The following is a 24,162-nucleotide window of genomic DNA, read 5'->3' on the forward strand; positions in this document are numbered from 1 at the left end:
ATGCCACAGAAAGAACGCCCCACCCGTGACGAAAGGTCAAAACACCCATGTCGCACGACACCGCACGCTCTCAGGCCCCGGCCGACGACAGGGAACTCCGTGACCACAACCGCGCCATCGTCGAGCAGTACATGAACACCCGTGGCCAGGACCGTCTCAAGCGGCACCTGCTCTTCACCGAGGACGGAATCGGCGGCCTGTGGACCACGGACAGCGGCGAGCCGATCGTCATCCGCGGCCGGGACCGGCTGGGTGAGCACGCCGTGTGGTCCCTGCGGTGCTTCCCAGACTGGGTCTGGACCGACATCGAAGTCTTCGACACACAGGACCCCAACCGGTTCTGGGTCGAGTGCCACGGCCGGGGAAAGATCGTCTACGCCGGCTATCCGGAGGGCTACTACGAGAACCACTTCATTCATTCGTTCCTCTTCGAGAACGGACTGATCAAGCAGCAGCGCGAGTTCATGAACCCGTGCCGGCAGTTCCGGGCGCTGGGCATCGACGTACCGGAGATCCGTCGCGAAGGCATCCCGACATGACTCCTGTGACCTCCGCGCTGTCCGCGGTGCATGCCGGGCAGGAAAAGGCGCGGCAGCAGCCTGAATGGAGTGATCCCACGCAGGCTCGTCGCGTGCGGGAGATCCTCGGTGCCAGTCCTCCCCTGGTCGGTCCGGACGCCGTACTCACGCTGCGTTCCCTCCTGTCCCGGGTCGCCGCCGGTGAAGTCCACGTGATGCAGGCCGGTGACTGCGCCGAGGATCCGGGCGAGTGCACGGAGCAGCATGTGCGGCGAAAATCCGGCCTGCTCGACCTGCTCGCCGTCGCCCTGGGCACGGTGACCCGCACACCGGTGCTGCGCGTCGGGCGTATCGCCGGCCAGTTCGCCAAACCCCGCTCGAACCCGACGGAGCAGATCGGCGACCTCACCCTGCCCGTCTACCGGGGGCACATGGTCAACAGCCCGGAGTCCGACCCGGAGAGTCGGACTCCGGACCCGCTGCGCATGCTGACCGGCTATATGGCCGCGAGCGAAATCATGAAGCGCCTCGGCTGGCGCACGTCGGGCGACGGGACTCCACTCGACGGCGGATCCGTGGTGTGGACCAGCCATGAGGCACTGCTCCTGGACTACGAAGTACCCATGATCCGCTGGCTCGAAGACGGTCGGCTCTGGCTCGGATCCACCCACTGGCCGTGGATCGGGGAACGCACCCGCCAAGTGGACGGCCCTCATGTCGAGTTGCTCGCCCGAGTCATCAACCCGGTGGCGTGCAAGGTCGGCCCCACGATGGGCGCGGACGAGATCCTCGCCCTGTGCGCGCGGCTCGACCCCCTGCGGGAGGCGGGCCGGCTCACCCTCATCGCCCGGATGGGAGCCGATCTGGTCGCGGACCGGTTGCCGGCCCTGGTCGGGAAGGTGCGGTCCGAGGGCCACCCGGTGATCTGGCTGTGCGACCCCATGCACGGCAACACCGTCCCCGCCCCCAACGGCAGGAAGACCCGTCACGTCGACACCATGGTCCGGGAGGTCCAGCGCTTCCGGGAAGCGGTGGCCGCGGCGGACGGTGTGGCCGGTGGGCTGCACCTGGAGACCACGCCCGACGAGGTGACCGAGTGCGTGGCGGACGCGTCCGCGATGACGTTCGCGGACGCCCCGTACACGACCCTCTGCGATCCCCGGCTGAACTCCCGGCAGGCCGTCTCCTTGGTCTCGGCCTGGTCCGAAACCCGCTTCCACAACGAACCCTGCTGACCCTGCCCGGTTCCGCAGGTGGCAGTCGACGGGTGTCCACTCGCCGACTGCCACCTGCGGCCCGGCCCAGACCATCCCCTCGCCACAGCCGCTACTCATGGAGACACCCATGTCCCGTCGCCTGATCACCTCGGAGTCCGTGACCGAGGGTCACCCCGACAAGATCGCTGACCAGATCAGCGACACGATCCTGGATGCGCTCCTGCGGGAGGACCCGAGGTCCCGGGTCGCCGTCGAGACGCTGATCACGACCGGCCTCGTACACGTGGCGGGCGAGGTCACGACCAAGGCGTACGCCCCGATCGCGCAGCTGGTGCGCGACAAGATCCTCGAAATCGGCTACGACTCCTCGAAGAAGGGCTTCGACGGCGCCTCCTGCGGTGTATCGGTGTCGATCGGCGCACAGTCGCCGGACATCGCACAGGGCGTGGACACGGCGTACGAGTCCCGAGGGGAAGGCGCCGCCGGGGGCGCGGAGCATGACGAGCTGGATCGGCAGGGCGCCGGTGACCAGGGTCTGATGTTCGGTTACGCGACCGACGAGACGCCCGAGTTGATGCCACTTCCGATCCACCTGGCGCACCGCCTGTCCCGCCGACTGTCCGAGGTCCGCAAGAACGGCACCGTCCCGTATCTGCGCCCGGACGGAAAGACGCAGGTGACCGTCGAGTACGAGGGCGACAAGGCGGTCCGTCTGGACACGGTGGTGGTCTCCTCGCAGCATGCGAGCGATGTCGACCTCGACTCTCTTCTCGCCCCCGACATCCGCGCGTTCGTGGTGGAGCCGGAGCTGAAGGCGCTGCAGGACGACGGCATCAAGCTGGACACGGACGGCTACCGGCTGCTGATCAACCCCACCGGCCGCTTCGAGATCGGCGGTCCGATGGGGGATGCGGGGCTGACCGGCCGGAAGATCGTGATCGACACGTACGGCGGGATGGCCCGGCACGGCGGTGGCGCGTTCTCCGGCAAGGACCCGTCCAAGGTGGACCGTTCGGCCGCGTACGCGATGCGCTGGGTGGCGAAGAACGTGGTCGCGGCGGGCCTGGCCGCCCGCTGCGAGGTCCAGGTGGCGTACGCGATCGGCAAGGCCGAGCCGGTCGGCCTGTTCGTGGAGACCTTCGGCACCGCGAAGGTCGACGCCGAGAAGATCGAGGCGGCCATCTCCAAGGTCTTCGACCTCCGCCCGGCCGCCATCATCCGCGACCTCGACCTGCTGCGTCCGATCTACGCCCAGACGGCGGCGTACGGCCATTTCGGCCGCGAACTCCCGGACTTCACCTGGGAGAGGACGAACCGCGTGGAGGCGCTGCGGACGGCGACGGGGCTTTGAGAGCGCGCACCCGTCCCCGCACCTCTGCGTACCGTCCCGCGAACTCAAGGAGAATCCGTCGTGCGCATTGCCGTGACCGGCTCGATCGCCACCGACCACTTGATGGTCTACCCCGGCAGATTCACCGATCAGCTCCTCAGCGACCGGCTCGACCGGGTGTCTTTGTCGTTCCTCGCCGATCAGTTGGAGGAACGCCGGGGAGGAGTCGGTGCCAACATCTCGTTCGCCCTGGGTCGGCTCGGTCTGCGCCCCGTACTGGTGGGCGCGGCGGGAGTCGACTTCGCCGAGTACGACGACCGGTTGCGCGCGGCCGGTGTCGACACCTCGTCGGTCAAGGTCAGCGAGACGCTCTATACCGCGCGGTTCGTGTGCACCACGGACCTGCAGCAGAACCAGCTGGCCACGTTCTACGCGGGGGCCATGGCCGAGGCCCGGAATATCGACCTCGCCTCGGTCGTCGGGCGCGTCGGCGGCCTCGACCTCGTTCTCGTCGGTGCCGACGACCCCGAGGCGATGCTGCATCACACCGCGGCCGCGCACAGCCTGGGCATCGCCGTCGCCGCGGACCCGTCCCAGCAACTGGCCCGGCTGGACGGAGCACAGGTGCGCCGTCTCGTGGACGGTGCCCGTTTCCTGTTCGGCAACGAGTACGAGGCTGCACTGCTGCAGGAGCACACCGGCTGGACCGAACACGAGATCCTGCGCCGGGTCGGCACCTGGATCACCACACTCGGCGCCGAGGGGGTCTCCCTTGCCCGCGGCGACGGCTTCCGCGTCCGCGTCCCGGCAGTGCCATCGAACGAGATCACTGATCCGACGGGTGTAGGCGACGCCTTTCGGGCCGGTTTCCTCGCGGGCGTCGTCTGGAACTGGCCGCACGAACGGGCGGCCCAACTCGGCTGCGCGCTGGCGACGGTGGTCCTCGAATCAGTCGGCACCCAGGAGTACAAACTCCTGCCCACCGATCTGGTCTCCCGGATCGGCTCGACCTACGGTCACGCCGTGGCACGGGAGATCGAGCCCCGGCTGGCCGGTCTGTCATGAACGGTCACCGGACACGGCAGGCCCATGCCCTTAGAGGTCCTAACAAAGACAGCGCCGTTCCCAACACATCGTGGTTGGACGACAGTGGGCTAGCCGTCAACGACGGAGTCTGTTGCGACGAGTCTGGCCGGGCACTCGGAGCGACCGACGTGTTCGCCGTGGGCGACGCAGCCGCTTGGTGGGATCCGTTGGCAGGTGGCGACCCGCACGGCTTCGAGGTCTGGCGCCAGGTCGTCGGCGCTCGAGTGCTCGAGCCCTCTACGCACGATGACTGAACGAGAAGTGCTGGTCGACGTCTGGTCGGACATCCACTGCCCGTGGGCCCTGGTCTGCCTGCATCGCCTGCGCGGAGCCAGGGAGGAACTCCGCCTGCCCAACGTCGTGTTCAACCCTCGACCGTGGCCGCTCGAATGGGTCAACGAGCGCGGCACACCGCACGACATCGTGGCCACGGAGACGATCGTGCTGGCCGCGGAGGAACCGGGTCTGTTCAGCGCGTACGAGAACCCGTCCTGGCCCTCGACGTTCCTTCCCGCTTTCGAGCTGGTCGCAGCCGCCCGCAGGGTGGGTGGACCGGCACTTGCCGAGGAGGTCGACTACGGACTGCGGGTTGCGTTCTTCCGGGACCAGGTCGACGTGAGTATCGCCGCCGGCCTGCGACACGCCCTCGAGCTCGTGCACACGGACCGTGCAGACCACGAGGCAATCATGCGGATCTGGTTCACGCAGCCGGTTCGCGGTGACGTGCTCGCGGAGTACGAGATCAGCAAGACGCTGCCGATCCAGGGCAGCCCCCAGGTCTTCTGGCCGAATGGCGACACCCACCACAATCCCGGCCTGAGCGATCACACGTGGGAACGAGGTATGCCCCGCATCCACAGCTCTCAACCGCTCAAGCCCGCCGCTCTCCTCGCCAGGATGGCAGCACTGAGGACCTGATCGCTGAGTCCCCGGGCCTCCGAGCAGCTTGCGTCGCTTCTCGAGGGGCCCGGTCGCCGCGCCCGAGTTGGTGACCGGTGCGCACCGCGTCGCGGTCGTCGGGCGCGTCGGCTCCGCGGCGCGCACGCCGACGAGTCCATCCGGTGGCTTCAGCACGACGGGGCTCCCCGTCGGAGGCACCGGGATAGCCGCATCACCGCAGGTACGCACCCCTAGGTGGACAACTTCACGACGTACGTCCCCAGGTCGTCGGCCTCGACGACTCCGGGCACGGAGGCGCCGGACCTCAGCGGGGTCACGTATCAGTCGGCAGTCACTTCGCGCAGCACATGGACCACGGTAAAACGGCCGCTCGCCCGCCTGATCGGTATTCTCTGCCCGGTCCCGCCCGGAATGCGACCTACAGCAGAGGGTTGGCCAGCGGCAGGTACCGGGCATCCGCCCCATCCGCCCCCGTCCACCGCAACAACAGGTTCGTCTTGCCGGGCAGCGTGGGAGACCTGAGCAGCTCCCCCACCTCCGGCACCCCCGCCTCGTAACGCCCCAACTCCCGCCGTACGGCGGGCCAGAGCTTCACCCCCGGATACCGCTCCTCCAACGCCCCTGCGATCTCAAGGAGGTTGTTGACGAGGAGGCAGTACACCAGCCGCTCCCAGCCGGCGGCGCGCGTGACGTCGGGCAGCAGCTTCACGCCCTCGGCATCCCGGAACAGCGCCTGCACCGGCAGACCGGCGTCGTCCACGGCCACCACCGTGTTCTGCAGATGCGCTTCGAGTACGACACCGTGCCGGGCGAACAACTCCAGTGCGGGCGGGGCGACTTGACGCACATACGCCGTCCACCAGGCCGCCGGGTCGGCGAGGGAGTCCAGCGGGCTGCCGTCGAAGCCTTCCGTGAGGGCCGCCGCCAGCAAGGGGGTGGCGCCGGGGAGGACGTGGCCTTGCAGGCCGTCGCGTACGAGGACGGCGAGTTCCTCGAAGGCGAAGCTCGCGGTGCGGTAGCCGCGGTCGCTCAGCCAGGCCGCGGGGCCGTCCACGTCCGCGAACGCCGAGGTGACCGCCGCGTCCGTGCGGCGGAGTGCGAGGAGGTCGTGGCGCCAGAGACGGCGGATGTCGTTGGTGATGCGGACGTCGAGGCTGAATTTCAGGAAGAGGTCGGCGGCAGGGTCGTACACCGTGCGGATGGCCGCGGTGGGCCAGGCCGGGGGCGAGGAGTGGCCGAGTCGTACGAGGCGTCCGTCGGCAAAGGCTTCGCGGATCTCCGGTCGGGTGCCGACCAGGTCGAGCTGCCAGGGGTGGGCGGGCAGGAGCCGGTAGCCGGGAGGGGCCTGGCCCAGCGCGTCGATCGCCCGCAGGTCGCCCTCCTCAACGACCGTGTCCTCCCGCGCCCCGAGCAGGATGAGCGGGAAGCGGGCGTACGCCTCGGGGGCGTACGGGAGCCAGCCGGCGACCGGGCCGCCGCCGCGGGCCTTGGGCGCGGGGTGGTAGGGGTGCCCGGTGATCAGGGACTGCTCGGAGCGCTGATACGGGTCCTCGGGCGGGGTGGCCCCTGCGCGTGCGACGAGGAGCGCCGCCACCGCGTCGCGGCTGTCGATCATCTCGGCGGGCAGCTCGGAGTTGACCAGGCCGGTGTGCCGGCGCAGCTCGTCGGCGGTGAGTTTGACCAGCTCGGCGTGGGTGAGGCGGTGCCAGGCCCCGGCGGCGTAGACCTCCGGCTCGGCGGGCCGGCGTCCACCGCGTACTCGCAGCAGCCGTCCCCCGGCAGGAAGCCGGTACACGGGCCGCTCACCGGACCCCGGTGCGGGCTCGGCCACCTCCCGCAGCAGACAATTGAGCAGCGGCGCTGCCGCGTACGCGTCGGCGGCCTCTGCGACGTCGTCCCTGGGAGGCCTGGGGAGCATGGGTTCCACGCGATCCATTCGTTCCATACGGGTGCTGACGATCAGTATGTCTGCCGTAGTACCCGGTCCCGACGCCGTCCCCACACCCGAGGAGCCACCCCGTGCACCATCCCCCCACCCCGGCCGAGGCCGAGTCCGACCTCGCCGCCGAGCTGCGTACCGCATGCCCCTCTCTGCTGTCGCGGTACGCCGCCGAGCTGCCGGGCGCCCGGGCGGCCGTGCTGACCCGGCTGTGGCGTGGTCTGGCCCATGAGCCGCTGCCGTGGATCACGCGGCGGGAGCAGGGGGGCGAGGGTCTGACGCTGCATCTGGCCGACGGCCGGCGGCTGCACGGGCCGCACTCGGATGCGTACGGAACTGCCGCCTCTGTTACGGAGGTTGAGCTGGACGGTTCGGCGTACGACCACCCGGCCGCACTCATGACCGCCCTCTCCCTTCCGCACGGTGACGCCTTCGCCGCCGAACTCGACCACAGCGGCGCCTCGTTGGCCCTGTCTCGCGCCAACCAGCCGCCCCTTGAGGCCCCTTCGGCGACCTGGGAGTGGGAGCAGCGGATCGTCGACGGGCATCCCTTCCACCCCAACTGCCGTTCCCGGCCGGGCTTTTCGGTGGCCGAGCAGTTGGCGTACGCGCCCGAGCACCGGCCGGTGGTCGAGCTGGGCCTGGTCCCCGCGCCGGAGGAGGCGTGTCTGGTGGCGGGCGAGTGGCCGTACCGGGAGACCGGGCGGGTGTTGATCCCGGTGCATCCGTGGCAGGCCCGGCATGTGCTGAAGGACGAGCAGCTGGTGGGCGAGTCCGGCATCACCGCGCACCCCCTCATGTCGCTGCGCACGCTCGCCGACGCCGCGCCCGGCGGGCCGCACATCAAGACCGCGCTGAGCGCCCGGCTGACGTCGGCGGTGCGGGACATCTCGGTGTACTCGATCGCCACGGCCGCGACGGTGTCGGCATTCCTGGACTCCGTCGCCGCCCGCCTGGACGGTCTCCTTCACATCACGCGCACCCTGGGGGCGGTCACCGCCCGCACACCCGATCTCGCGGCCGCGGTGCGCGAGGCGCCTGAGATGTACGCGGCGGAGGGCGAGCGGGTGGTACCGGTCGCCGCGCTCACCATGACCAATCTGCCCCAATCCCCCTCCTGGATGGCCGAGTTCACGCGGCTCGCGCTGACGGTGTGTCTGCGGCTGCTGGAGCTGGGCGTGGCGCTGGAGGCCCACGGCCAGAATCTCCTCGTGGTGCTCTCCCCCTCGGGCGCCCCGACCCGCCTGATCTACCGCGACCTTGCCGACATCCGCATCAGCCCGGCCCGCCTCGCCCGCCATGGCATCCCGGCCCCGGACCTGTCCGGCCGGCTGATCACGGACGACGAGACCACACTGCGCCGTAAGCTGTTCGGCTCGCTCGTCACGGGCACGCTGGGGGCGACGGCGGGTTCGAGTGCGGCGCTCGGCGAGGCGCTCTCCACGGCCGTACGAGACCTGCCGCGCACGCCTGACCTGGCGGTCCTGCTGGACGGACCGCTGCCCACGAAGGCACTGACGCTGATGCGGCTCTCACCGGAGCGGTCGGGGGACATCTGGGCGCGGGTGCCGAATCCGCTGGAGGCGGCCTGAACTGCCGTGGGCTGGAAGGATGACGCCGCGCCCTCAAATGTCCCGTAGCTCCTTGGCCAGCGGCCCGTCGCCCGCCACTTCGACACGCCCGGCCCGTATCGCTTCCCGTAGTGTCAGTCCGCCCCCGGCGAGTGCCGTACACGTCCCCGAGTCGAGCGCGAGCCGGGCATCGGGCTCCTCGGGCGCGGCTCCCTCCCCGTAGACAGATCCGCCGTCCTCGGCGCCGAGGCGTACGTAGAACTCCCCTTCCTCCAGCTGTACTTGTACGACCCCCTCGCCAAGTCCCGTCAGGCAGCGCAGCAACGGCAGCACGAACCAGTGCGCGCGCACCGCGTCTGTGGGCCGCCGCTCCTGAAGCAGAGGCGCGCCCCACTCGCCCAGCGCCTGCAGGACGGGGAGCAACTGGCGTCCGCGGTCGGTGAGTTCGTACACGAAGGCCGCTCCCGGCGGGGGCAGCCGACGCCGGGTGGCCAGCCCGTCCCGTTCCATGTCCTTGAGCCGGGAGGCGAGGACGTCCGTGCTCACGCCGGGCAGGTCCGCGTGCAGGTCGGTGTAGCGGCGTGGACCGGCGAGGAGCTCGCGCACGATCAGGAGGGTCCAGCGGTCACCGACGGCGTCGAGGGCCCGGGCCGCGGAACAGTACTGGTCGTAGCTTCGGCGAGGTGACATGCGGCGCAGTCTAGACATGTTGTTGGACTTTCCAAGCTGGTACTTGGTAAAACCAAGCAACACACCAACCTGGAGGTGCGCACCGCATGGAGTTCCGGCAGTCGAGCAAGCTCAGCGAGGTCTGTTACGAGATCCGGGGTCCGGTCATCGAGCACGCGAACGCCCTGGAGGAGGCGGGCCACAGCGTGCTCCGGCTGAACACCGGCAACCCGGCGCTCTTCGGCTTCGAGGCGCCGGAGGAGATCCTCCAGGACATGATCCGCATGCTGCCGCAGGCACACGGCTACACCGACTCACGCGGCATTCTCTCGGCACGCCGCGCCGTCGCCCAGCGCTACCAGGATCTGGGCCTGGAGGTCGGCGTGGACGACGTCTTCCTCGGCAACGGTGTCTCGGAACTCGTCTCGATGGCGGTGCAGGCGCTGGTCGAGGACGGCGACGAAATCCTCATCCCCGCCCCGGACTTCCCGCTCTGGACGGCGGTGACGACGCTCGCGGGCGGCAAGGCGGTGCACTACCTCTGCGACGAACAGGCCGACTGGTACCCGGACCTGGACGACATGGCGGCCAAGATCACGGACCGCACCAAGGCCGTCGTCATCATCAACCCCAACAACCCGACGGGCGCGGTCTATCCGAAGGAGATCATCGAGGGCATTCTCGACCTCGCGCGCCGGCACGGCCTGATGGTCTTCGCCGACGAGATCTACGACCAGATCCTGTACGACGACGCCGTGCACCACTCGGTCGCCTCCCTCGCCCCCGACCTGGTGGTCCTCACCTTCTGCGGACTGTCCAAGACGTACCGCGTGGCGGGTTTCCGCTCCGGCTGGATGGTCGTCACGGGCCCGCGCCAGCACGCGCGCGACTACCTCGAGGGCATGACAATGCTGGCCTCCATGCGGCTGTGCGCCAACGCGCCCGCCCAGTTCGCCATCCAGGCCGCGCTCGGCGGCCGTCAGTCCATCCGCGAACTCACCGCGCCCGGGGGCAGGTTGCGCGAACAGCGCGACCGAGCCTGGGAGAAGCTCAACGAGATCCCGGGCGTCTCCTGCGTGAAACCGAAGGGCGCGCTGTACGCGTTCCCCCGCATCGACCCCCAGGTGCACAAGATCCACGACGACGAGAAGTTCGTCCTCGACCTGCTCCTGCAGGAGAAGATCCAGGTGGTCCAGGGCACCGGCTTCAACTGGCCCCGCCCCGACCACTTCCGCATCCTCACCCTCCCGTACGTCGACGACCTGGACGCGGCGATCGGGCGGATCGGGCGGTTCCTGAGCGGGTATCGGCAGTAGTCGGCGGCAGGAGTTCTTGGCAAGAACTCCCGTGCGTACATGCCTGGTTGGTCTGGGTAACTCTCTTCGCATGACTGACCGACCTCTGCTGCTCCTCGACGTCGACGGACCGCTCAATCCCCACGGCGCGCGGTTCGTCCGGCCGCGCGGGTATGTGACGCGGCGGCTGCATCCCGCGAACTGGTCCGCGCGGCAGGTGCCGGGGTCGCGGCGCCTGCGGCGCGGCTTGCGGGTGCGGCTCAATCCGGGGCATGGGGCGCGGCTGATGGCGTTGCCGTACGAGCTGGCGTGGGCGACCACGTGGATGCACGAGGCCAACGAGATGATCGCGCCGGTGATCGGGCTGCCGGGCGATCTGCCGGTGATCGAGTGGCCCGAGATGTTCGTCAGGGATCCCGACGGGCTGTACTGGAAGACGCGGCACGTCGTGACGTGGGCTGCCGGCCGGCCCTTCGTGTGGGTCGACGACATGATCACCGACCTCGACGTACGGCATGTCGCCGCGCACCACGACGCGGCGGCGCTCCTGCTGCCGATCGATCCGCGCAAGGGGCTGCGGGAGCGGGACTTCGAGGAGTTGGAGCGGTGGGCTCGCGAGTTGTGACGGGCGAAGGACGAAAGGGCGGGTGACGGACGAAAGGGCAGGGGGCTTCTGATGGACCTCCGTGACGCCGCGGAGGTCCATCAGAAGCCCCCTGGTGTCAGAGGCGGGTCGTAGTCTTCGAATGGGCTCACTGATCAAGTGGAGCCGGATTCGGGGAGGAGCACGCCGTGACACGACCGCCGACCGCCGCGCAGCGGCGTGTCATCGATGCCGCCGATCCCGTGACGGGGCGGCTCAGGGGTACGGAGAGCCAGCTCGCGGCGCTGGTGAAGCGTGGGCTCGCCTTTCGGCATCCCCGGCCGCCGCACGACCACTTTCTGACACCGGCCGGGCATCGGATACGTGAGGAGGGGGCTGCGGAGGCCGAGGTCGCCAGTGTCCCCACCGCCGAGGACTCCGCCAGTCGTGCGCCCGCCGGTACCGGTGTGTTCGCCGCCCGGATCGGCGGCGAGGAGAGCGTCGATACGGGGCCCGGGCGCATACGTGAGGTGCACAGCGCCTGGCAGGGGCTCCTGGAGCTGCGGCGGATGACCAATCCGGACGGTGCCGTGGACCGGCCGTGCGGATGGGAGCGTACGCATCTGGTGCAGGCCGCCGCGCTCGCGCTGGAGGCGGCGGGGCACCGGCCCGCCGGGGCGGACGCCGACGGTTACCGGGTGCGTGCGACGCCGCAGCCGGAGGCGGTCGCGGTGCACGTACCAGACGCCGAGTCGCGGCAAGGCTGTGCGGCCACGCTGGAGAAGGCGGGCTGGCAGGTCGGGGAGTACACGGAGCCTCGTACCCGGGCGCGCTATCTGCTGGCTTCACCGCGACGGGTGTGACTTCACCTCACCGCGACGCGTGTGAGCCGAGCATGCCAAGCTGGTGATCACAACCGTCGAGAAGGGGAAGCCGTGTCAGAAGCGACAGCAGCGTCGGGACCGTTTTCCGTCCGTGTGACCGTCCGTGGGTACGAGACCGACATGCTGGGCCACCTGAACCAGAGCGTGTATCTGAACTACGCGGAGCACGCCCGCTGGTCGTTAGTGCAGGCCGCCGGGGTCAGCCAGGAGAGCCTGATAGCCAAGGGGGTGGGGCCGGTGACGCTGGAGACGACCATCCGTTACAAGCGGGAGCTGCGGGCGGGCGACGAAGTCGAGGTGACGTGCGACTTCCACATGGACGAGTCCAAGATCTTCCGAGTCGAGCAGACGATACGCAAGACCGACGGCACGGTCGCCGCCGAAATCTCGGCCACCGGCGGCCTGATGGACCTCAAGGAGCGAAAGCTGGTCGCGGACCCACGCGAGTACTTCCGCGCTCTGGCCACGGATCCTCGACTGTTCGGCCTCTGATCCGTCGCGCGTAGGTGTTCAACTGACCCCCGGGCTAGGCGTCCAGCAGCTCCGGCCGGTGCTTGGCGTCGTACGCCGCGCGAGACTCGGCGATCGTGACGCGGTGCCGTTCCGCCCAGTCGGTCAGGCCCAGCAGGGTGGTGTGCAACTCGCGGGCCACGGGCGTGAGTTCGTACTCGACCTTCGGCGGGACCGTCGGGTGGACGGTGCGCGTCAGGAGTCCGTCGCGCTCCAGGTTGCGCAGGGTCAGCGTGAGCATGCGGCGGCTGATGCCCTCGATGCTGCGCTCCAGTTCCGTGAAGCGGATCGGGCCGTGCGCGGCGGCCACGATGATCATCACACTCCATTTGCCCGCGACCCTGTCAAGAACTTCGCGGACCGGGCACCCCTCCGCGTGCACGACCTGCGGAGTAACACCGGTGTTCCCCTGGGACATTGAAGTGCCTCCTTACGCCGGTCTCCATGGTCACTCACGATGTTCCCCGTTACAAGTCGTGCACCTATGGAACATCCAGCAGCGATACGGAGGCCGTGGCCATGTCGTCCCGGAGCAAGTCCCGGAATGAGTCACTTTTCGGCTCACGCACAGAGCGAACGTACTCCCGTTGGGCGTCCCTCGTCGTCCTGTGCGCGGGCACCTTGATGACGATCCTGGACGGCAACATCGTGACCGTCGCGATGCCCGCGATCCAGAGCGACCTCGGTTTCTCGGGGCCGGGCCTCGCGTGGGTCGTGAACGCGTATCTGATCCCCTTCGGCGGGCTGTTGCTGCTCGTAGGGCGGCTCGGTGACCTGGTCGGCCGCAAGCAGATGTTCACCGCGGGGCTGGCCGTGTTCACCGCGGCGTCGGTGCTGTGCGGGGTCGCCACCAGCCAGGGGATGCTGATCGCGGTGCGGGCGCTGCAGGGCGTCGGTGGGGCCATGACCTCGGCCGTGGTGCTCGGCATGCTCGTCGCGCTCTTTCCCGAGCCGCGCGAACAGGCCAAGGCCATCGCGGTGTTCAGCGCGGTCGGTGCGGCGGGTGGCGCGCTCGGCATATTCCTCGGCGGGGCGCTGACCCAGACGATCGGCTGGCACTGGATCTTCCTGATCAACCTGCCGATCGGGGTGGTCGCGTGGCTCGCCGCGCTGCGGGTCCTCGCCCCCGACCGCGGCGCCGGGCTCGGCAAGGGCGCCGACTACCCGGGCGCCACGCTGGTCACCGGCGCGCTGATGCTCACGGTGTACGCGATCGTCGGCGCCGGCGACCGAGGTCTCGGCGGCACGCTCGTACTGGCCGCGGTCTCACTCGCCCTCTTCGTCGCCTTCACTCTGCGGCAGGCGCGGGCCGAGCGTCCGTTGCTGCGGCTGCGGCTGTTCCGCTCGCGGCTGCTCACCGGCGCGAACGGGGTGCAGATCCTGATGGTCGCGGCGATGTTCGGCTTCCAGTACATCGGCGCGCTCTACCTCCAACGGGTCCTGGGCTACAGCGAGTTGATGACCGGCACGGCGTTCCTGCCCGCGCCCGTCCTGATCGGGATCCTGATGCTGGGCCTGTCCGCGCGGACCATCGGACGCTTCGGCCCGTACCGGGTGCTGCTCGTCGGGCTCGTGCTGATCACGGCCGGGATGGCGCTGCTGAGCCGCGCGCCGGTCGACGGTTCGTACATGACGGATGTGCTGCCCGCGATGCTACTGCTCTCCGCCGGGTTCGCGGCGGCGTTGCCCGCGGTGACCGGGCTCGCGATGTCGGGCGCCCAGGAGGAGGACGCGGGCCTGGCCTCCGGCCTGTTCAACACCACGCAGGTGGTGGGCGGTTCGCTCGGTCTCGCGGTCCTCACGACACTGGCGGCGAGCCGCACGGACGGACTCCTGGGCGAGGGCGAGGCCCTGGTCGCGGCGACCGCCGACGGCCACCGGCTGGCGTTCACCGTCGGTACGGGGATCGCGGCGGCGGGGTTGCTGCTCGCGGCGGTGGTGCTCCGGCCGGGGCGCGCGTCCTCCGCACCGGAGCCGGAGAAGGCCGAGGAGCGTGCGGAGGTGTACGGCTGAGGCGGATGCGGCAGGCGCGTGGGAAGTGGAGCGCGGGCGTGGAGACGGGAGGCGTGCCCCGCTCCACGCCCCGCCGCGCGTCAGGCCCCGCCGAAGGCCGTCCTGTGGTCCTCCGCCCACTCCCGGTACGTACGCGGCTGCCGGCCCAGCACCTGCCGTACTCCCTCCGTGACGACGGCGTTGCCGCCCATACGTACGTACGCGCTGCCGGCCATGACGCCCTCCACGTACGCCGCGTCCATGCCCCACTCGGTCAGCTGGGCGCAGGACTCGTCCGGAGTGAGGTCCACGGTGTCGACCGGGCGGCCGAGTACCTCGCCGAGGATCGTGGCCTGGTCGGGGACACTGATCGTCTCGGGGCCGGTCAGCGTGTAGGTGTGGCCCGAGTGCCGTGCGGAGAGCAGAGCCTCGACGGCGACCTCGGAGACGTCGCGCGGATCGATGACGCCCTGGAGTCCATCGCCGGTCATGTTCGGCACGGGCTTGCCCGCCCGGATGGGTTCGGCCCAGCTCAGAGTGTTCGAAGCGAAGGACGAGGGCCGCAGCACCGTCCACTCCAACTCGCTTTCCCTCACGGCCTGTTCGCCCGGGAGATGCCAGGAGCCGACCCTGCCGATGGCGGGGTCGCCGGTGCCGATCGCGGAGAGCTTCACGATGCGGCGTACGCCCGCCGCCTTGGCCTGCGCGACCAGGGCCCGGTCGCGGTCCGCGTCGTCCGGGCCCAGGACGCCGACCAGGAAGACGGCCGTGGCGCCGGACAGCGCGGCATCGACGGACGCGGGGTCGAGGTAGTCCCCTCGTGTCACCTCCACCCCGTTGGGCGCCTTCATCTTCGAGAGGTCGCGAGTCAGGGCGCGGACCTTCTCGCCACGTTCCGCGAGCTGTCGTACGACTTCACTGCCGATGGTGCCCGTGGCACCGGTTACGAGGATCATGAGCACCACCGTGCCGGGCCGGTGGTCGGGGTCTCTAGGAAATTCCGGCACGGTTCGGGCGGCCGTGCGGCGGTCCGGCGCGATTACGGTGGAAGGGTGACCAACTTCCTTGCCGAGCGCACTCTTCCCACCCCTGACGCGTTGCGACCCTGGATCGCCGACATCGGCTTCGGGTCGGTCGACGGTGAGTCGCGTGAGCCGTTCACCCACGTCCCGGACACGGCGACGAATTTGGTGGTCAGGGTCGAGGAGAACGGGCGTCGAGACACGGTCGTCGTCGGGCCGCGCACCCGTGCCTTGTATCACGCGAGCAAGCGGCCCGTGTCCTGTGTGCAGGTTCGGCTCGGGCCGGGTACGGCGCGGCCGTTGCTCGGCGTTGCGGCGGTCGATCTCGTCGGGCGGGTCGTACGCCTGGGGGACCTTCCTGACTCCTCGGCCCGGCAACTTGCCGACGAGTTGCGGTGGTTGAAGGCCGAGGATGTGGTGAGCCACTTGGCAGAGGTGCTGCCGGACCGGCTGTCCGCCGCCACGGACCGCTCGCGGCGTGAGCTGTTGCGGGCTGCCGTCGAAGCGCTGTCGACGAACGCGGACCATGTCCCCTCCCAGGTGCAGGACTTGGCGCGTCGCCTCGCCGTCAGCGAGCGGCAACTGCGCAACCTGTTCTCCGAGGGAGTCGGCGTGTCCCCCAAGCACTACGCGCGCATAGGCCGCGTGCGGCATGTGCTCACCCATGCCGCCACCACGTCCTGGGCCCAGCTCGCCACCACCACCGGGTACTACGACCAGTCCCACATGACATCCGACTTCCGCACCCTGATGGGCGTTCCGCCCACCTCCTTCTTCACCGGCCGTCTGCCGAACGCCCAGCCTTGCCAGGCCTTCAGCCGGATCTGAGGCCGAGGAACTGGGCCCGGGGCGAAACCCTTGGGCCAACTTGCCCATTCATGACACGTTCTCCGCCATGTGGCCGTATTTCCACGCTCAAGTCCTCACTCGTCGGGTATCCCTCTCCACGGCATCCCTCAGCCGTGGAATCGGAGACCCCAAATGCCTCTTGCTCGTCGTGCGTTTCTGATCGCGGTTGCCGCATCGGCCGGTGTCGTAGCCTGCTCGAACGCACCAGCGAAGAGTTCCTCCGCCACGGACGCCAAGGGGGCTTCAGTGACTCAGGCCGGCGCAGCGAGCAGGGCGGCGCGGCGGCTACTGCCGCGGCACTGGGAGCAGTTGCGGTTCGAGACGACGAGCCCCGCCGGGGCCGACGCCTTCCAGGTCTCGGGCAGCACCGGGCGGATCACCATCGGCGGCACCACGCCCGGTACCCAACTCGCCGGACTGCGCTGGTACTTGAAGCACATCACGCACGCCAACATCAGCTGGGCCGGTGAACAGCTCGACCTCCCCGAGCAGTTGCCCGGCTTCGAGGGCACCGTCACCCGCCGGGCCAACGTCCCGCACCGCTTCGTCCTCAACGACACGAACGACGGCTACACGGGCGCGTACAACGACTGGACGTACTGGGAGCGCGAGCTCGACATCCTGGCACTGCACGGCTACAACGAGGTGCTGGTGTACATCGGCGCGGACGCGCTCTACCACCGGGTGTTCCAGGAGTTCGGGCACACGGACGAGGAGCTGCGGGCGTGGATCGCGGGCCCGGCCCATCAGCCGTGGTTCCTGATGCAGAACATGAGCGCGTTCCCGTATCCGGTCTCGCGGCAGCTGCTCGAGGCGCGGGCCGCGCTGGGGCGGCGGATCGTCGACCGGGTACGGGAGTTGGGCATGAAGCCGGTGTTCCCCGGCTACTTCGGTACGGTCCCGCCTGGCTTCGCCGAGCGGAATCCGGGCGCGCGGCCCCTGCCGCAGGGTGAGTGGATGGGCCTCGCGCGGCCCGACTGGCTGGACCCGCGCACCGACCACTTCGCGCGGGTTGCGGCCGCCTTCTACCGCGTCCAGGACGAGATGTTCGGCCCTTCGACGCTCTACAAGATGGACCTGCTGCACGAGGGCGGTGACCCGGGAGACGTACCGGTCGGCGAGGCGGCGAAGGGCGTCGAGAAGGCGCTGCTGACCGCGCATCCGGAGGCGATCTGGGTGATCCTCGGCTGGCAGCGCAATCCGCCGAGGGCGATCGTCGACGCCGTCGACAAGCGGCACATGCTCGTCGTCGACGGACTGTCCGACCGTTTCCCGACCGTCGTCGACCGCGAGGCCGACTGGGGTGACACCCCGTACGCCTTCGGCTCCATCTGGAACTTCGGCGGCCACACGACGATGGGCGCGAACACCCCCGACTGGGTCGAGCTGTACAACAAGTGGCGCACCAAGAAGGGCAGCACTCTGCGCGGTGTCGCCCTCATGCCGGAGGCGGTCGACAATAATCCCGCCGCCTTCGACCTGTTCTCCGAACTGGCCTGGGAGGAGGGTGACTTGAACCTTGAGGTGTGGTTCAGGGACTGGGCCTACGCACGCTACGGAGCACGTGATTCGCACGCCGAGGCCGCCTGGGACATCCTGCGCCGCACCGCGTACGGCACGACCCGCGCCGACTCGTGGAGCGAGGGCGCCGACGGGTTCTTCGGGGCCAGACCCTCGCTCACGGCCAGGTCGGCCGCCAAGTGGTCGCCCAAGCAACTCCGATACAGCGCCGAGGACTTCGAGCCCGCGCTCGACGAGCTGCTGAAGGTTCCCGCGGGACTTCGCGGCTCCTCCGCCTACCGCTACGACCTCCTCGACGTGGCCCGCCAGTCCGCCTCCAACCGCAGCCGTGTCCTCCTCCCCCGCGTCAAGAAGGCGTACGACGCCGGGGACGCCGCCGAGCTGGACCGGCTGGCCGGCGACTGGCTCGCGCTGATCGACGTACTGGAGACCCTGATGGCCACCGACTCCCGTCATCTGGTGGGACGTTGGGTGGCCGACGCGCGGGCCTGGGGCGCCGACGAGGAGGAGCGGGACCAGTTGGCGTACGACAATCTGTCGCTGCTGACGGTGTGGGGCACCCGGCAGGGCGCGGACGCGGGGCTGCGCGACTACGCCAACCGGGAGTGGTCGGGGCTGCTCGGCGGGCTGTACCGGCTGCGCTGGTCGACGTACTTCGACGAGCTGCGGGCCGCACTGGCGGAGGGCCGGGAGCCGAGGGCCATCGACTGGTTCGCGCTCGAGGACCGCTGGACTCGGGAGCCTGGGCGGCTGGCGACGCGGCCGGTCGGGGACACGTACGAGGCCGCTGTGCGGGTTCGCGAACGGCTCGCTGCGACTTCCTGAGCGGGCCTGCGGGCCTTGCGCCCATGGGTTTCTCGCCCCCGCCGCCCCTACCCGTCCCATCCCTGGGGCTGCGCCCCAGACCCCCGAGGGGGGGCTGGCCCCCAGCCCCCCCCCTCGGGGCTCCGCCCCGGACCCCGTTTCGGGGGCCAGCCCCCGAACCCCCGCTCCTCAAACGCCGGAGGGGCTGATTTTCCGCGGCCTGGGCTGATTTCCGCAGCGATTCAGCCCAGGCCAGGCACAACCAGCCCGTCCGGCGTTTGAGGACGAGGCCGTTCAGGCCGATGGGGGTCTGGGGCGCAGCCCCAGCGGGGTCCAGGGGCAGCGCCCCTGGCGGGGTCGAAGGGGCGGAGCCCCCTGTTCAGCCCTGCGCGGCGATCCGCGCGAGGCGCCGCGCCTCCTCCCGCGTCGAGCGGGCGATGGCGTCCTCGTCGACGTGCAGCAGGCGGCCGTTCTCGGCGATCTGCCTGCCGCCCACGAAGGAGGCGGTGACCGGTGCCGCCGCGCCGAAGACGAGGGCGGTGACCGGGTCGGCGATCGAGGCGTGGGCCAGAGTGTCCAGCCTCCACAGCACCAGGTCGGCGAGTTTGCCCGGCTCCAGCGAGCCGATCTCCCTTGCCCTGCCCAGGACTTGGGCACCGCCGTAGGTGCCGAGGCGTAGCGCCTGACGGGCGTTCAGGGCGGCTTCCCGGTGTGCGCCGAGGCGGTTGATGAGGAGCGCGTTGCGCAGTTCGGTGTGCAGCTCGCCCGACTCGTTCGACGCGGTGCCGTCGACGCCGAGGCCGACCGGGACGCCGGCCGCCAGCATGTCGGGAACCCGTGCGATCCCGGCCGCAAGGCGGGCGTTGGACGAAGGGCAGTGGGCGACACCCGTCTTCGTACGGGCGAAGGCGGCGATGTCGGAGTCGTTCATGTGGACGCAGTGCGCCATCCACACGTCCTCGCCAAGCCAGCCCGTGGACTCGAAGTAGTCGGTCGGGCCCATGCCGAACAGTTCCTTGCAGAACTGCTCCTCCTCGACGGTCTCCGAGCCGTGCGTGTGCAGCCGTACGCCCTTGCGTCGCGCCAACTCTGCGCCCTGCTGCATCAGTTCGGTCGACACCGAGAACGGCGAGCAGGGGGCCACGGCCACCTGCGTCATGGCGTCGAAGGAGTCGTCGTGGTGTTCGTCGACGGTCGCCTCGGTGGCGGCGAGCGCGCCTTCGAGGGTCTCGACCGCGAAGTCCGGCGGCAGACCGCCGTCCTTCTCGCTGCGGTCCATGGAGCCACGGGCGAGGGTGAAGCGGATGCCCGTCTCGCGGGCGGCGCGGATGATGGCGCCGGACAGGTCGCCGGAACCCTTCGGGAACACGTAGTGGTGGTCAAGCGCGGTGGTGACACCGCCGCGGGCCAGCGTGGCGAGCGAGCCCTGGGCCGCCGTGTACGTCATCTGCTCGTCGATGCGCGCCCAGGTCGGGTAGAGCGCGACGAGCCAGTTGAAGAGGTTGTGGTCGGTGGCGAGGCCGCGGGTGAGCCACTGGTAGAAGTGGTGGTGCGTGTTGACCAGGCCAGGCGTCACGAGGTGGCCGGTCGCGTCGATGCGGCGTACGACGTCCTCCAGGCCCTCGGGGGCCTTGCCCGCTCCGAGCGACTCAATGCGGTTGTCGGCCACGACCATGTACCCGGAGGCGTACTCGGTGTCGTCGGCGTCCACGGTCGCGATCGCGCAGTTCTCGATGACGATGCGCTGGGCCATCGTTCGTCCCTACTTTCGTGTACTTTTCCGTGTCCGCGTCAGAGGTTGCTGAGGTCGACCGGGATGTGCGCCTCGCAGCCGTCCCGCAGGACAGTGGCCTCGATCAGGCCGTACGGGCGGTCGGCGGCGAAGTACACAGCTCCGTCGGCGGTGTCGTTCTTGAGGCCGAAGGGCTCCAGGTCCACCAGGAAGTGATGCTTGTTCGGGAGCGAGAAGCGGACCTCGTCGATCTCGTCGCGGTGGTCGATGATGCGCGCGCCCATGGCGTAGAGCGTCTGCTGGAGCGAGAGGGAGTACGTCTCCGCGAAGGCCTGCAGCATGTGCTTCCTGACCTGCTCGTACGACGTCTCCCAGTCGGGCATCTCCTGCTCGTCGTCGGTCCAGTTGAACCGCCAGCGCCCGGAGACCTCGGTGGCCAGGATGCGGTCATACGCCTCGGGGAGTGTCGTGTACTTGTCCTTGACGTAGCCCCAGAACTCGGAGTTCGTCGAGTTCATCACGACCAGGTCCTTGAGGCCGGAGACGACCTCCCACTGCTCGCCGTCGTACGTGATCTGCGTGAGGCGGGTCTCCTGGCCCTTGCGGACGAAGGAGTGCGTGCCCTCCCCGGAGTTCTCGATGCGCTCCCAGGCGTATTCCTCGATGCGGATGCGGGCCCGGTGGATCGGCTGCTGACTCGTCACGAAGTGGCGGGCGAGATGGATGCCGAACTGCTCGGCGGAGTCGATGCCGTGCTCCTTGGCGAAGGCGTACACGGTGTTCTTGGTGGTGTCGGTCGGCAGGACGTTCGCGTTGGAGCCGGAGTAGTGGACCTCGTCCATGTCGCCGCTCAGCGACACCGAGACGTTGAGGTCCTTGATGTGGTGGGTGGCGCCGTCCCGCGTGACGCGTACGACCCGGTTCTCGGCCTTGCCGTACTGGTTCTGTCCAAGGATGGGCATCGGGCACTAGCTCCCTCGGTATACGGAGTAGCCGAACGGGTTGAGCAGCAGCGGTACGTGATAGTGCTCGCCGGGCGCCACGGTGAAGGTGACCGTGACCTCCGGGAAGAACGCAGCCTCGTCCCGGTGCGCGGAGAGGTACGCCTCGGTCTCGAAACGGAGCCGTACGTGTGTGGTGCCCGGCGGCAGCGCCGGGAGGTCCTTGCAGCGGCCGTCGGCGTCCGTGGCGGAGGCGCCGAGCGCCGTCCACTCGGCGCCGCCGCGTGCCGACAGCGCGACGGGCACGCCCTCGGCTGGGCGGCCGATGCTGGTGTCCAGGATGTGGGTGGACACCGATGCGGTACTCATCAGTCGTCGTCCTGTTCTTCTACGAGTCGGGCCAGGCGGATACGGTTGATCTTGCCCAGCTCGGTGCGGACGATCTCCCGCTCCTGCTCCGGCGAGTTGCCGATCCGTACCTTCACCGCGTCCCGCATCTGCTCACCTGTCAGGCCGGTGGCGCAGATCAGGAAGACATGGCCGAACTTCTCCTGGTACGCCAGGTTCAGCTCGAGCATCTCCGCCTTGAGCTCCTCGGAGGCGCCGGCCATTCCGCGCTGCTCACGCGAGCTCGTCGGGTCCCCGGGCTTCGGCCGCCCGATCGGCGGGTGCCCGGCCATCGCCTCCGCCAGGTCCGTGCTGGTCAGCCCAGCCATGGCCGCGTCGCTCGCGGCGAAGAGGTCGTCGACGGCCTCGTACGGGCGCCGCACGAGCAGTCGCCCTGCCCACACCGTCGAGGCGCACACCTCGTGGAGGGCGGCGAGGGCGGCGCGCTCCTCCAGGGCGTTGAAGTGGGCGAGGCCACCGGGTGTCGTACTCGAAGTCACGGAGCCAGCTAACGCCCTCGGAAACCCCGCGTCAACAGTTTGTTGAAAAATTCGGGTACCGAGGCGGCGAGGATCAGGACGGTCGGCGGGGGCACGAGCCGCATCCGGAACTGCCGAGCCGTTTCCGGCAGTGGATGTCGGGGGCGGCGTTCAGTGCCCCGCGTGTGCGTGCGGTGTACGCACCTTGCCCGCCTTCTCACCCTTCTCGACGACCATGAACTGCCCCATCATCCCCAGGTCCTCGTGGTACAGCAGATGGCAGTGGTACATGTACGGCGTGTCCGGGTCCGCCGGTCCGTCGAAGCGCATCACCAACTTCACCGTCGTGTTCCCCGGGACGAAGACCGTGTCCTTCGCGCCACGCAGCTCGGCCGGCGGCTCCTTGCCGTCCACCTCCAGCACCCGGAACTGCACATCGTGGATGTGGAAGTTGTGCGGCGTGCTGTGCTCGTTGCGCACGGTCCAGGTCTCCGCGGTGCCCCGGGTGACCGTCTCGTCGACCCGGCCCATCTCCATCTTCTTGCCGTTGATGCCGGAGGTGCGCAGCCCGAAGAACCGTCCGCGTACCGAGTCCGACTCGTCCGGAACCTCCAGCTCGCCCAGTGTGGCGGGCAGTTCGGGAGAGGACCGCAGGCTCTTCGCCGCCCGCAGCTGCAGTATGTCGAAGGAGTCGTCGCCGCCTGCGAAACGCGTCTGCCAGAAGTCCCCGTAGTTGTCCTGCGGGAAGCTGCGCAGAGTGGTCTTCTCGCCCGGCTTCATCCGCACCACGATCTCGGCCCGCTCACCCGGCGACAGCCCGATCCGGTCCATCCGGGTCGTCTTCTCCAGCAGCCCGCCGTCCGTCCCGATCAGCGCGAACTCCCGGCCGTCGGAGAATCCGAAGTCGTATATGCGCGCGGTCGAGGCGTTGAGCAGCCGCAGCCGTATGAGCTCGTCGCCGATCTCCTTGTACGGATCGAGGGTGCCGTTGACCATCGTCCGGTCCCCGAGGAATCCGGTGTCCGACATCAGCTTGCGGCTGTGGTCGAACTTCGCCCCGTCGAACTTCACGTCCTGGACGATGACCGGCAGATCGTCGACTCCGTACTTGTCGGGCAGTGCGAGACGGTCGGACTTCTTGTCGTGAAGGAGGAACATCCCGGCCAGCCCCCGCTGCACATGCTTCTCCGTCTTACCGTGCGGATGCGGGTGATACCAGAGGGTCGCGGCCGGCTGATCCACGGTCCAGCGTGGGGTCCAGGTCGCGCCGGGGGCGACCATCTGGTGCGGACCACCGTCCATCTTCGCGGGCAGGTGCATCCCGTGCCAGTGCACGGTGGATTCCTCCCCCAGCGCGTTCTCGATCTTCACCTGAACCTTCTCACCACGCTTGGCACGCAGCGTCGGCCCCAGGTAATCCCCGTTGAAACCCCAGGTCGGCGTCTTCTGCCCGGCCCTGAACTCCTTCTCCCCGGCCCGCATCGTCAGATCGAAGACCCGGGTCCCGTCGCTCTTCACCGTCGATGCCGCCGGCGGCGGCACCGCCAGCTCGTTGCTGAAGTCGGTCGAACCGACGGTCGACACCTTGGCATCGGAGTACAGCCACAGGGCGCCGCCGACGAGCGCGAGGCCGAGGACGACAGCAACGGTCGTGAGAATGATGAGGACGCGTTTGAAGCGAGACATGACTCCAGCGTCCCGGCGGGCGCCGGCGCCGACATCGGGGACGGCCCCCAGCCGCCCCCCACTCAACTCCTCATGGTTCCTCAGGGATTTCCCCTACAAGTTCAGCAGACCAACCGCGAGGCGGAGCGCGCAGCCGCACCAGATACGCCAGAAATCCGCCACGCTGGTGCGAGCCGCCTGTCACGGGCGGCTCGCACCTGCTGCCTACCGGCGTGCGTGCGAGCCGTTCGTGGTGTCCGGCGTGCCA

At 69.4% G+C, this 24,162-nt stretch carries 22 protein-coding genes and 1 pseudogene; 13 read left to right on the forward strand and 10 right to left on the reverse strand.

What is annotated here, in order from left to right; translation table 11 throughout:
* Nucleotides 1–47 precede the first annotated feature (47 nt).
* From IEZ21_RS20615 to IEZ21_RS20635, 5 genes are all read left to right on the forward strand, one after another.
* A complete protein-coding gene (locus tag IEZ21_RS20615) occupies nt 48–539 on the forward strand; it encodes a PhzA/PhzB family protein (RefSeq protein ID WP_189323384.1) in 492 nt (163 codons plus the stop codon).
* Nucleotides 536–1,753 (forward strand): 3-deoxy-7-phosphoheptulonate synthase, encoded by a 1,218-nt coding sequence (locus IEZ21_RS20620; RefSeq protein WP_189323385.1) that lies wholly within the window; start codon nt 536–538, stop codon nt 1,751–1,753. Before IEZ21_RS20615 ends, IEZ21_RS20620 begins: the two co-directional genes overlap by 4 nt.
* 109 nt (nt 1,754–1,862) lie before the next feature.
* Entirely contained in the window at nt 1,863–3,086 is a 1,224-nt protein-coding gene (gene metK / locus IEZ21_RS20625) for a methionine adenosyltransferase (RefSeq protein ID WP_189323386.1), read from the forward strand.
* Nucleotides 3,087–3,146: 60 nt separating this feature from the next.
* Nucleotides 3,147–4,130, forward strand: a complete 984-nt coding sequence (locus IEZ21_RS20630; RefSeq protein WP_189323387.1) for a carbohydrate kinase family protein — start codon at nt 3,147–3,149, stop codon at nt 4,128–4,130.
* Nucleotides 4,131–4,397: 267 nt separating this feature from the next.
* Entirely contained in the window at nt 4,398–5,069 is a 672-nt protein-coding gene (locus tag IEZ21_RS20635) for a DsbA family oxidoreductase (protein ID WP_189323388.1), read from the forward strand.
* 218 nt (nt 5,070–5,287) lie between these two features.
* Here the strand turns inward: IEZ21_RS20635 and IEZ21_RS49130 are convergent.
* Both IEZ21_RS49130 and IEZ21_RS20640 read right to left on the reverse strand, forming a co-directional pair.
* Nucleotides 5,288–5,398 (reverse strand): annotated as a pseudogene (locus IEZ21_RS49130) (HipA family kinase); the annotation flags it as partial.
* Nucleotides 5,399–5,469: 71 nt separating this feature from the next.
* Nucleotides 5,470–6,987, reverse strand: a complete 1,518-nt coding sequence (locus IEZ21_RS20640; protein ID WP_189323389.1) for an IucA/IucC family protein — start codon at nt 6,985–6,987, stop codon at nt 5,470–5,472.
* A gap of 83 nt (nt 6,988–7,070) precedes the next feature.
* Between IEZ21_RS20640 and IEZ21_RS20645 the strand changes: the two genes are divergently transcribed.
* Nucleotides 7,071–8,582 carry an IucA/IucC family protein gene (locus tag IEZ21_RS20645; protein WP_189323390.1) on the forward strand — a complete coding sequence of 504 codons (1,512 nt, stop codon included), beginning with the start codon at nt 7,071–7,073 and terminating at the stop codon, nt 8,580–8,582.
* A 33-nt stretch (nt 8,583–8,615) separates the two neighbouring features.
* Here the strand turns inward: IEZ21_RS20645 and IEZ21_RS20650 are convergent, their stop codons facing one another.
* Entirely contained in the window at nt 8,616–9,251 is a 636-nt protein-coding gene (locus tag IEZ21_RS20650; RefSeq protein ID WP_189323391.1) for a winged helix-turn-helix transcriptional regulator, read from the reverse strand.
* A gap of 86 nt (nt 9,252–9,337) precedes the next feature.
* On the opposite strand from IEZ21_RS20650, the gene IEZ21_RS20655 reads away from it, so the two are divergent.
* From IEZ21_RS20655 to IEZ21_RS20670, 4 genes are all read left to right on the forward strand, one after another.
* Complete coding sequence (locus tag IEZ21_RS20655) at nt 9,338–10,546, forward strand: pyridoxal phosphate-dependent aminotransferase (protein ID WP_189323392.1); 1,209 nt, start codon at nt 9,338–9,340, stop codon at nt 10,544–10,546.
* Nucleotides 10,547–10,616: 70 nt separating this feature from the next.
* Nucleotides 10,617–11,150, forward strand: coding sequence for a hypothetical protein (locus tag IEZ21_RS20660; RefSeq protein WP_189323393.1), 534 nt, complete (start codon nt 10,617–10,619; stop codon nt 11,148–11,150).
* Between the two features lie 167 nt (nt 11,151–11,317).
* Nucleotides 11,318–11,971 carry a hypothetical protein gene (locus IEZ21_RS20665; protein WP_189323394.1) on the forward strand — a complete coding sequence of 218 codons (654 nt, stop codon included), beginning with the start codon at nt 11,318–11,320 and terminating at the stop codon, nt 11,969–11,971.
* A gap of 114 nt (nt 11,972–12,085) precedes the next feature.
* A complete protein-coding gene (locus tag IEZ21_RS20670) occupies nt 12,086–12,484 on the forward strand; it encodes an acyl-CoA thioesterase (RefSeq protein WP_373302255.1) in 399 nt (132 codons plus the stop codon).
* Between the two features lie 34 nt (nt 12,485–12,518).
* Here IEZ21_RS20670 and IEZ21_RS20675 read toward each other — a convergent pair whose 3' ends face one another.
* A complete protein-coding gene (locus IEZ21_RS20675) occupies nt 12,519–12,920 on the reverse strand; it encodes a winged helix-turn-helix transcriptional regulator (RefSeq protein ID WP_189323395.1) in 402 nt (133 codons plus the stop codon).
* Between the two features lie 101 nt (nt 12,921–13,021).
* Here IEZ21_RS20675 and IEZ21_RS20680 point away from each other — a divergent pair, with 101 nt between their 5' ends.
* Nucleotides 13,022–14,515, forward strand: a complete 1,494-nt coding sequence (locus tag IEZ21_RS20680) for an MFS transporter (protein WP_281399462.1) — start codon at nt 13,022–13,024, stop codon at nt 14,513–14,515.
* Nucleotides 14,516–14,595: 80 nt separating this feature from the next.
* Here IEZ21_RS20680 and IEZ21_RS20685 read toward each other — a convergent pair whose 3' ends face one another.
* Nucleotides 14,596–15,450 (reverse strand): SDR family oxidoreductase, encoded by an 855-nt coding sequence (locus IEZ21_RS20685; protein ID WP_373302256.1) that lies wholly within the window; start codon nt 15,448–15,450, stop codon nt 14,596–14,598.
* Nucleotides 15,451–15,546: 96 nt separating this feature from the next.
* Between IEZ21_RS20685 and IEZ21_RS20690 the strand changes: the two genes are divergently transcribed.
* On the forward strand, nt 15,547–16,344 hold the full coding sequence (locus IEZ21_RS20690) for an AraC family transcriptional regulator (protein ID WP_189323397.1): 798 nt from the start codon (nt 15,547–15,549) through the stop codon (nt 16,342–16,344).
* A gap of 153 nt (nt 16,345–16,497) precedes the next feature.
* Nucleotides 16,498–18,711, forward strand: coding sequence for an alpha-N-acetylglucosaminidase (locus IEZ21_RS20695; protein ID WP_189323398.1), 2,214 nt, complete (start codon nt 16,498–16,500; stop codon nt 18,709–18,711).
* Nucleotides 18,712–19,069: 358 nt separating this feature from the next.
* Here the strand turns inward: IEZ21_RS20695 and IEZ21_RS20700 are convergent, their stop codons facing one another.
* From IEZ21_RS20700 to IEZ21_RS20720, 5 genes are all read right to left on the reverse strand, one after another.
* Nucleotides 19,070–20,443, reverse strand: coding sequence for an 8-oxoguanine deaminase (locus IEZ21_RS20700; RefSeq protein ID WP_189323399.1), 1,374 nt, complete (start codon nt 20,441–20,443; stop codon nt 19,070–19,072).
* A 38-nt stretch (nt 20,444–20,481) separates the two neighbouring features.
* Nucleotides 20,482–21,384, reverse strand: a complete 903-nt coding sequence (pucL, locus tag IEZ21_RS20705; RefSeq protein ID WP_189323400.1) for a factor-independent urate hydroxylase — start codon at nt 21,382–21,384, stop codon at nt 20,482–20,484.
* Between the two features lie 6 nt (nt 21,385–21,390).
* Nucleotides 21,391–21,732 carry a hydroxyisourate hydrolase gene (gene uraH, locus IEZ21_RS20710; RefSeq protein ID WP_189323401.1) on the reverse strand — a complete coding sequence of 114 codons (342 nt, stop codon included), beginning with the start codon at nt 21,730–21,732 and terminating at the stop codon, nt 21,391–21,393.
* Complete coding sequence (gene uraD / locus IEZ21_RS20715; protein ID WP_189323402.1) at nt 21,732–22,250, reverse strand: 2-oxo-4-hydroxy-4-carboxy-5-ureidoimidazoline decarboxylase; 519 nt, start codon at nt 22,248–22,250, stop codon at nt 21,732–21,734. The genes uraH and uraD overlap by 1 nt, the downstream gene beginning before the upstream one ends.
* Before the next feature lie 150 nt (nt 22,251–22,400).
* Nucleotides 22,401–23,915 (reverse strand): multicopper oxidase family protein, encoded by a 1,515-nt coding sequence (locus tag IEZ21_RS20720; protein WP_189323403.1) that lies wholly within the window; start codon nt 23,913–23,915, stop codon nt 22,401–22,403.
* Nucleotides 23,916–24,162 lie beyond the last annotated feature (247 nt).

The organism is Streptomyces flaveus, assembly GCF_014647675.1.
GTDB lineage: Bacteria > Actinomycetota > Actinomycetes > Streptomycetales > Streptomycetaceae > Streptomyces > Streptomyces flaveus.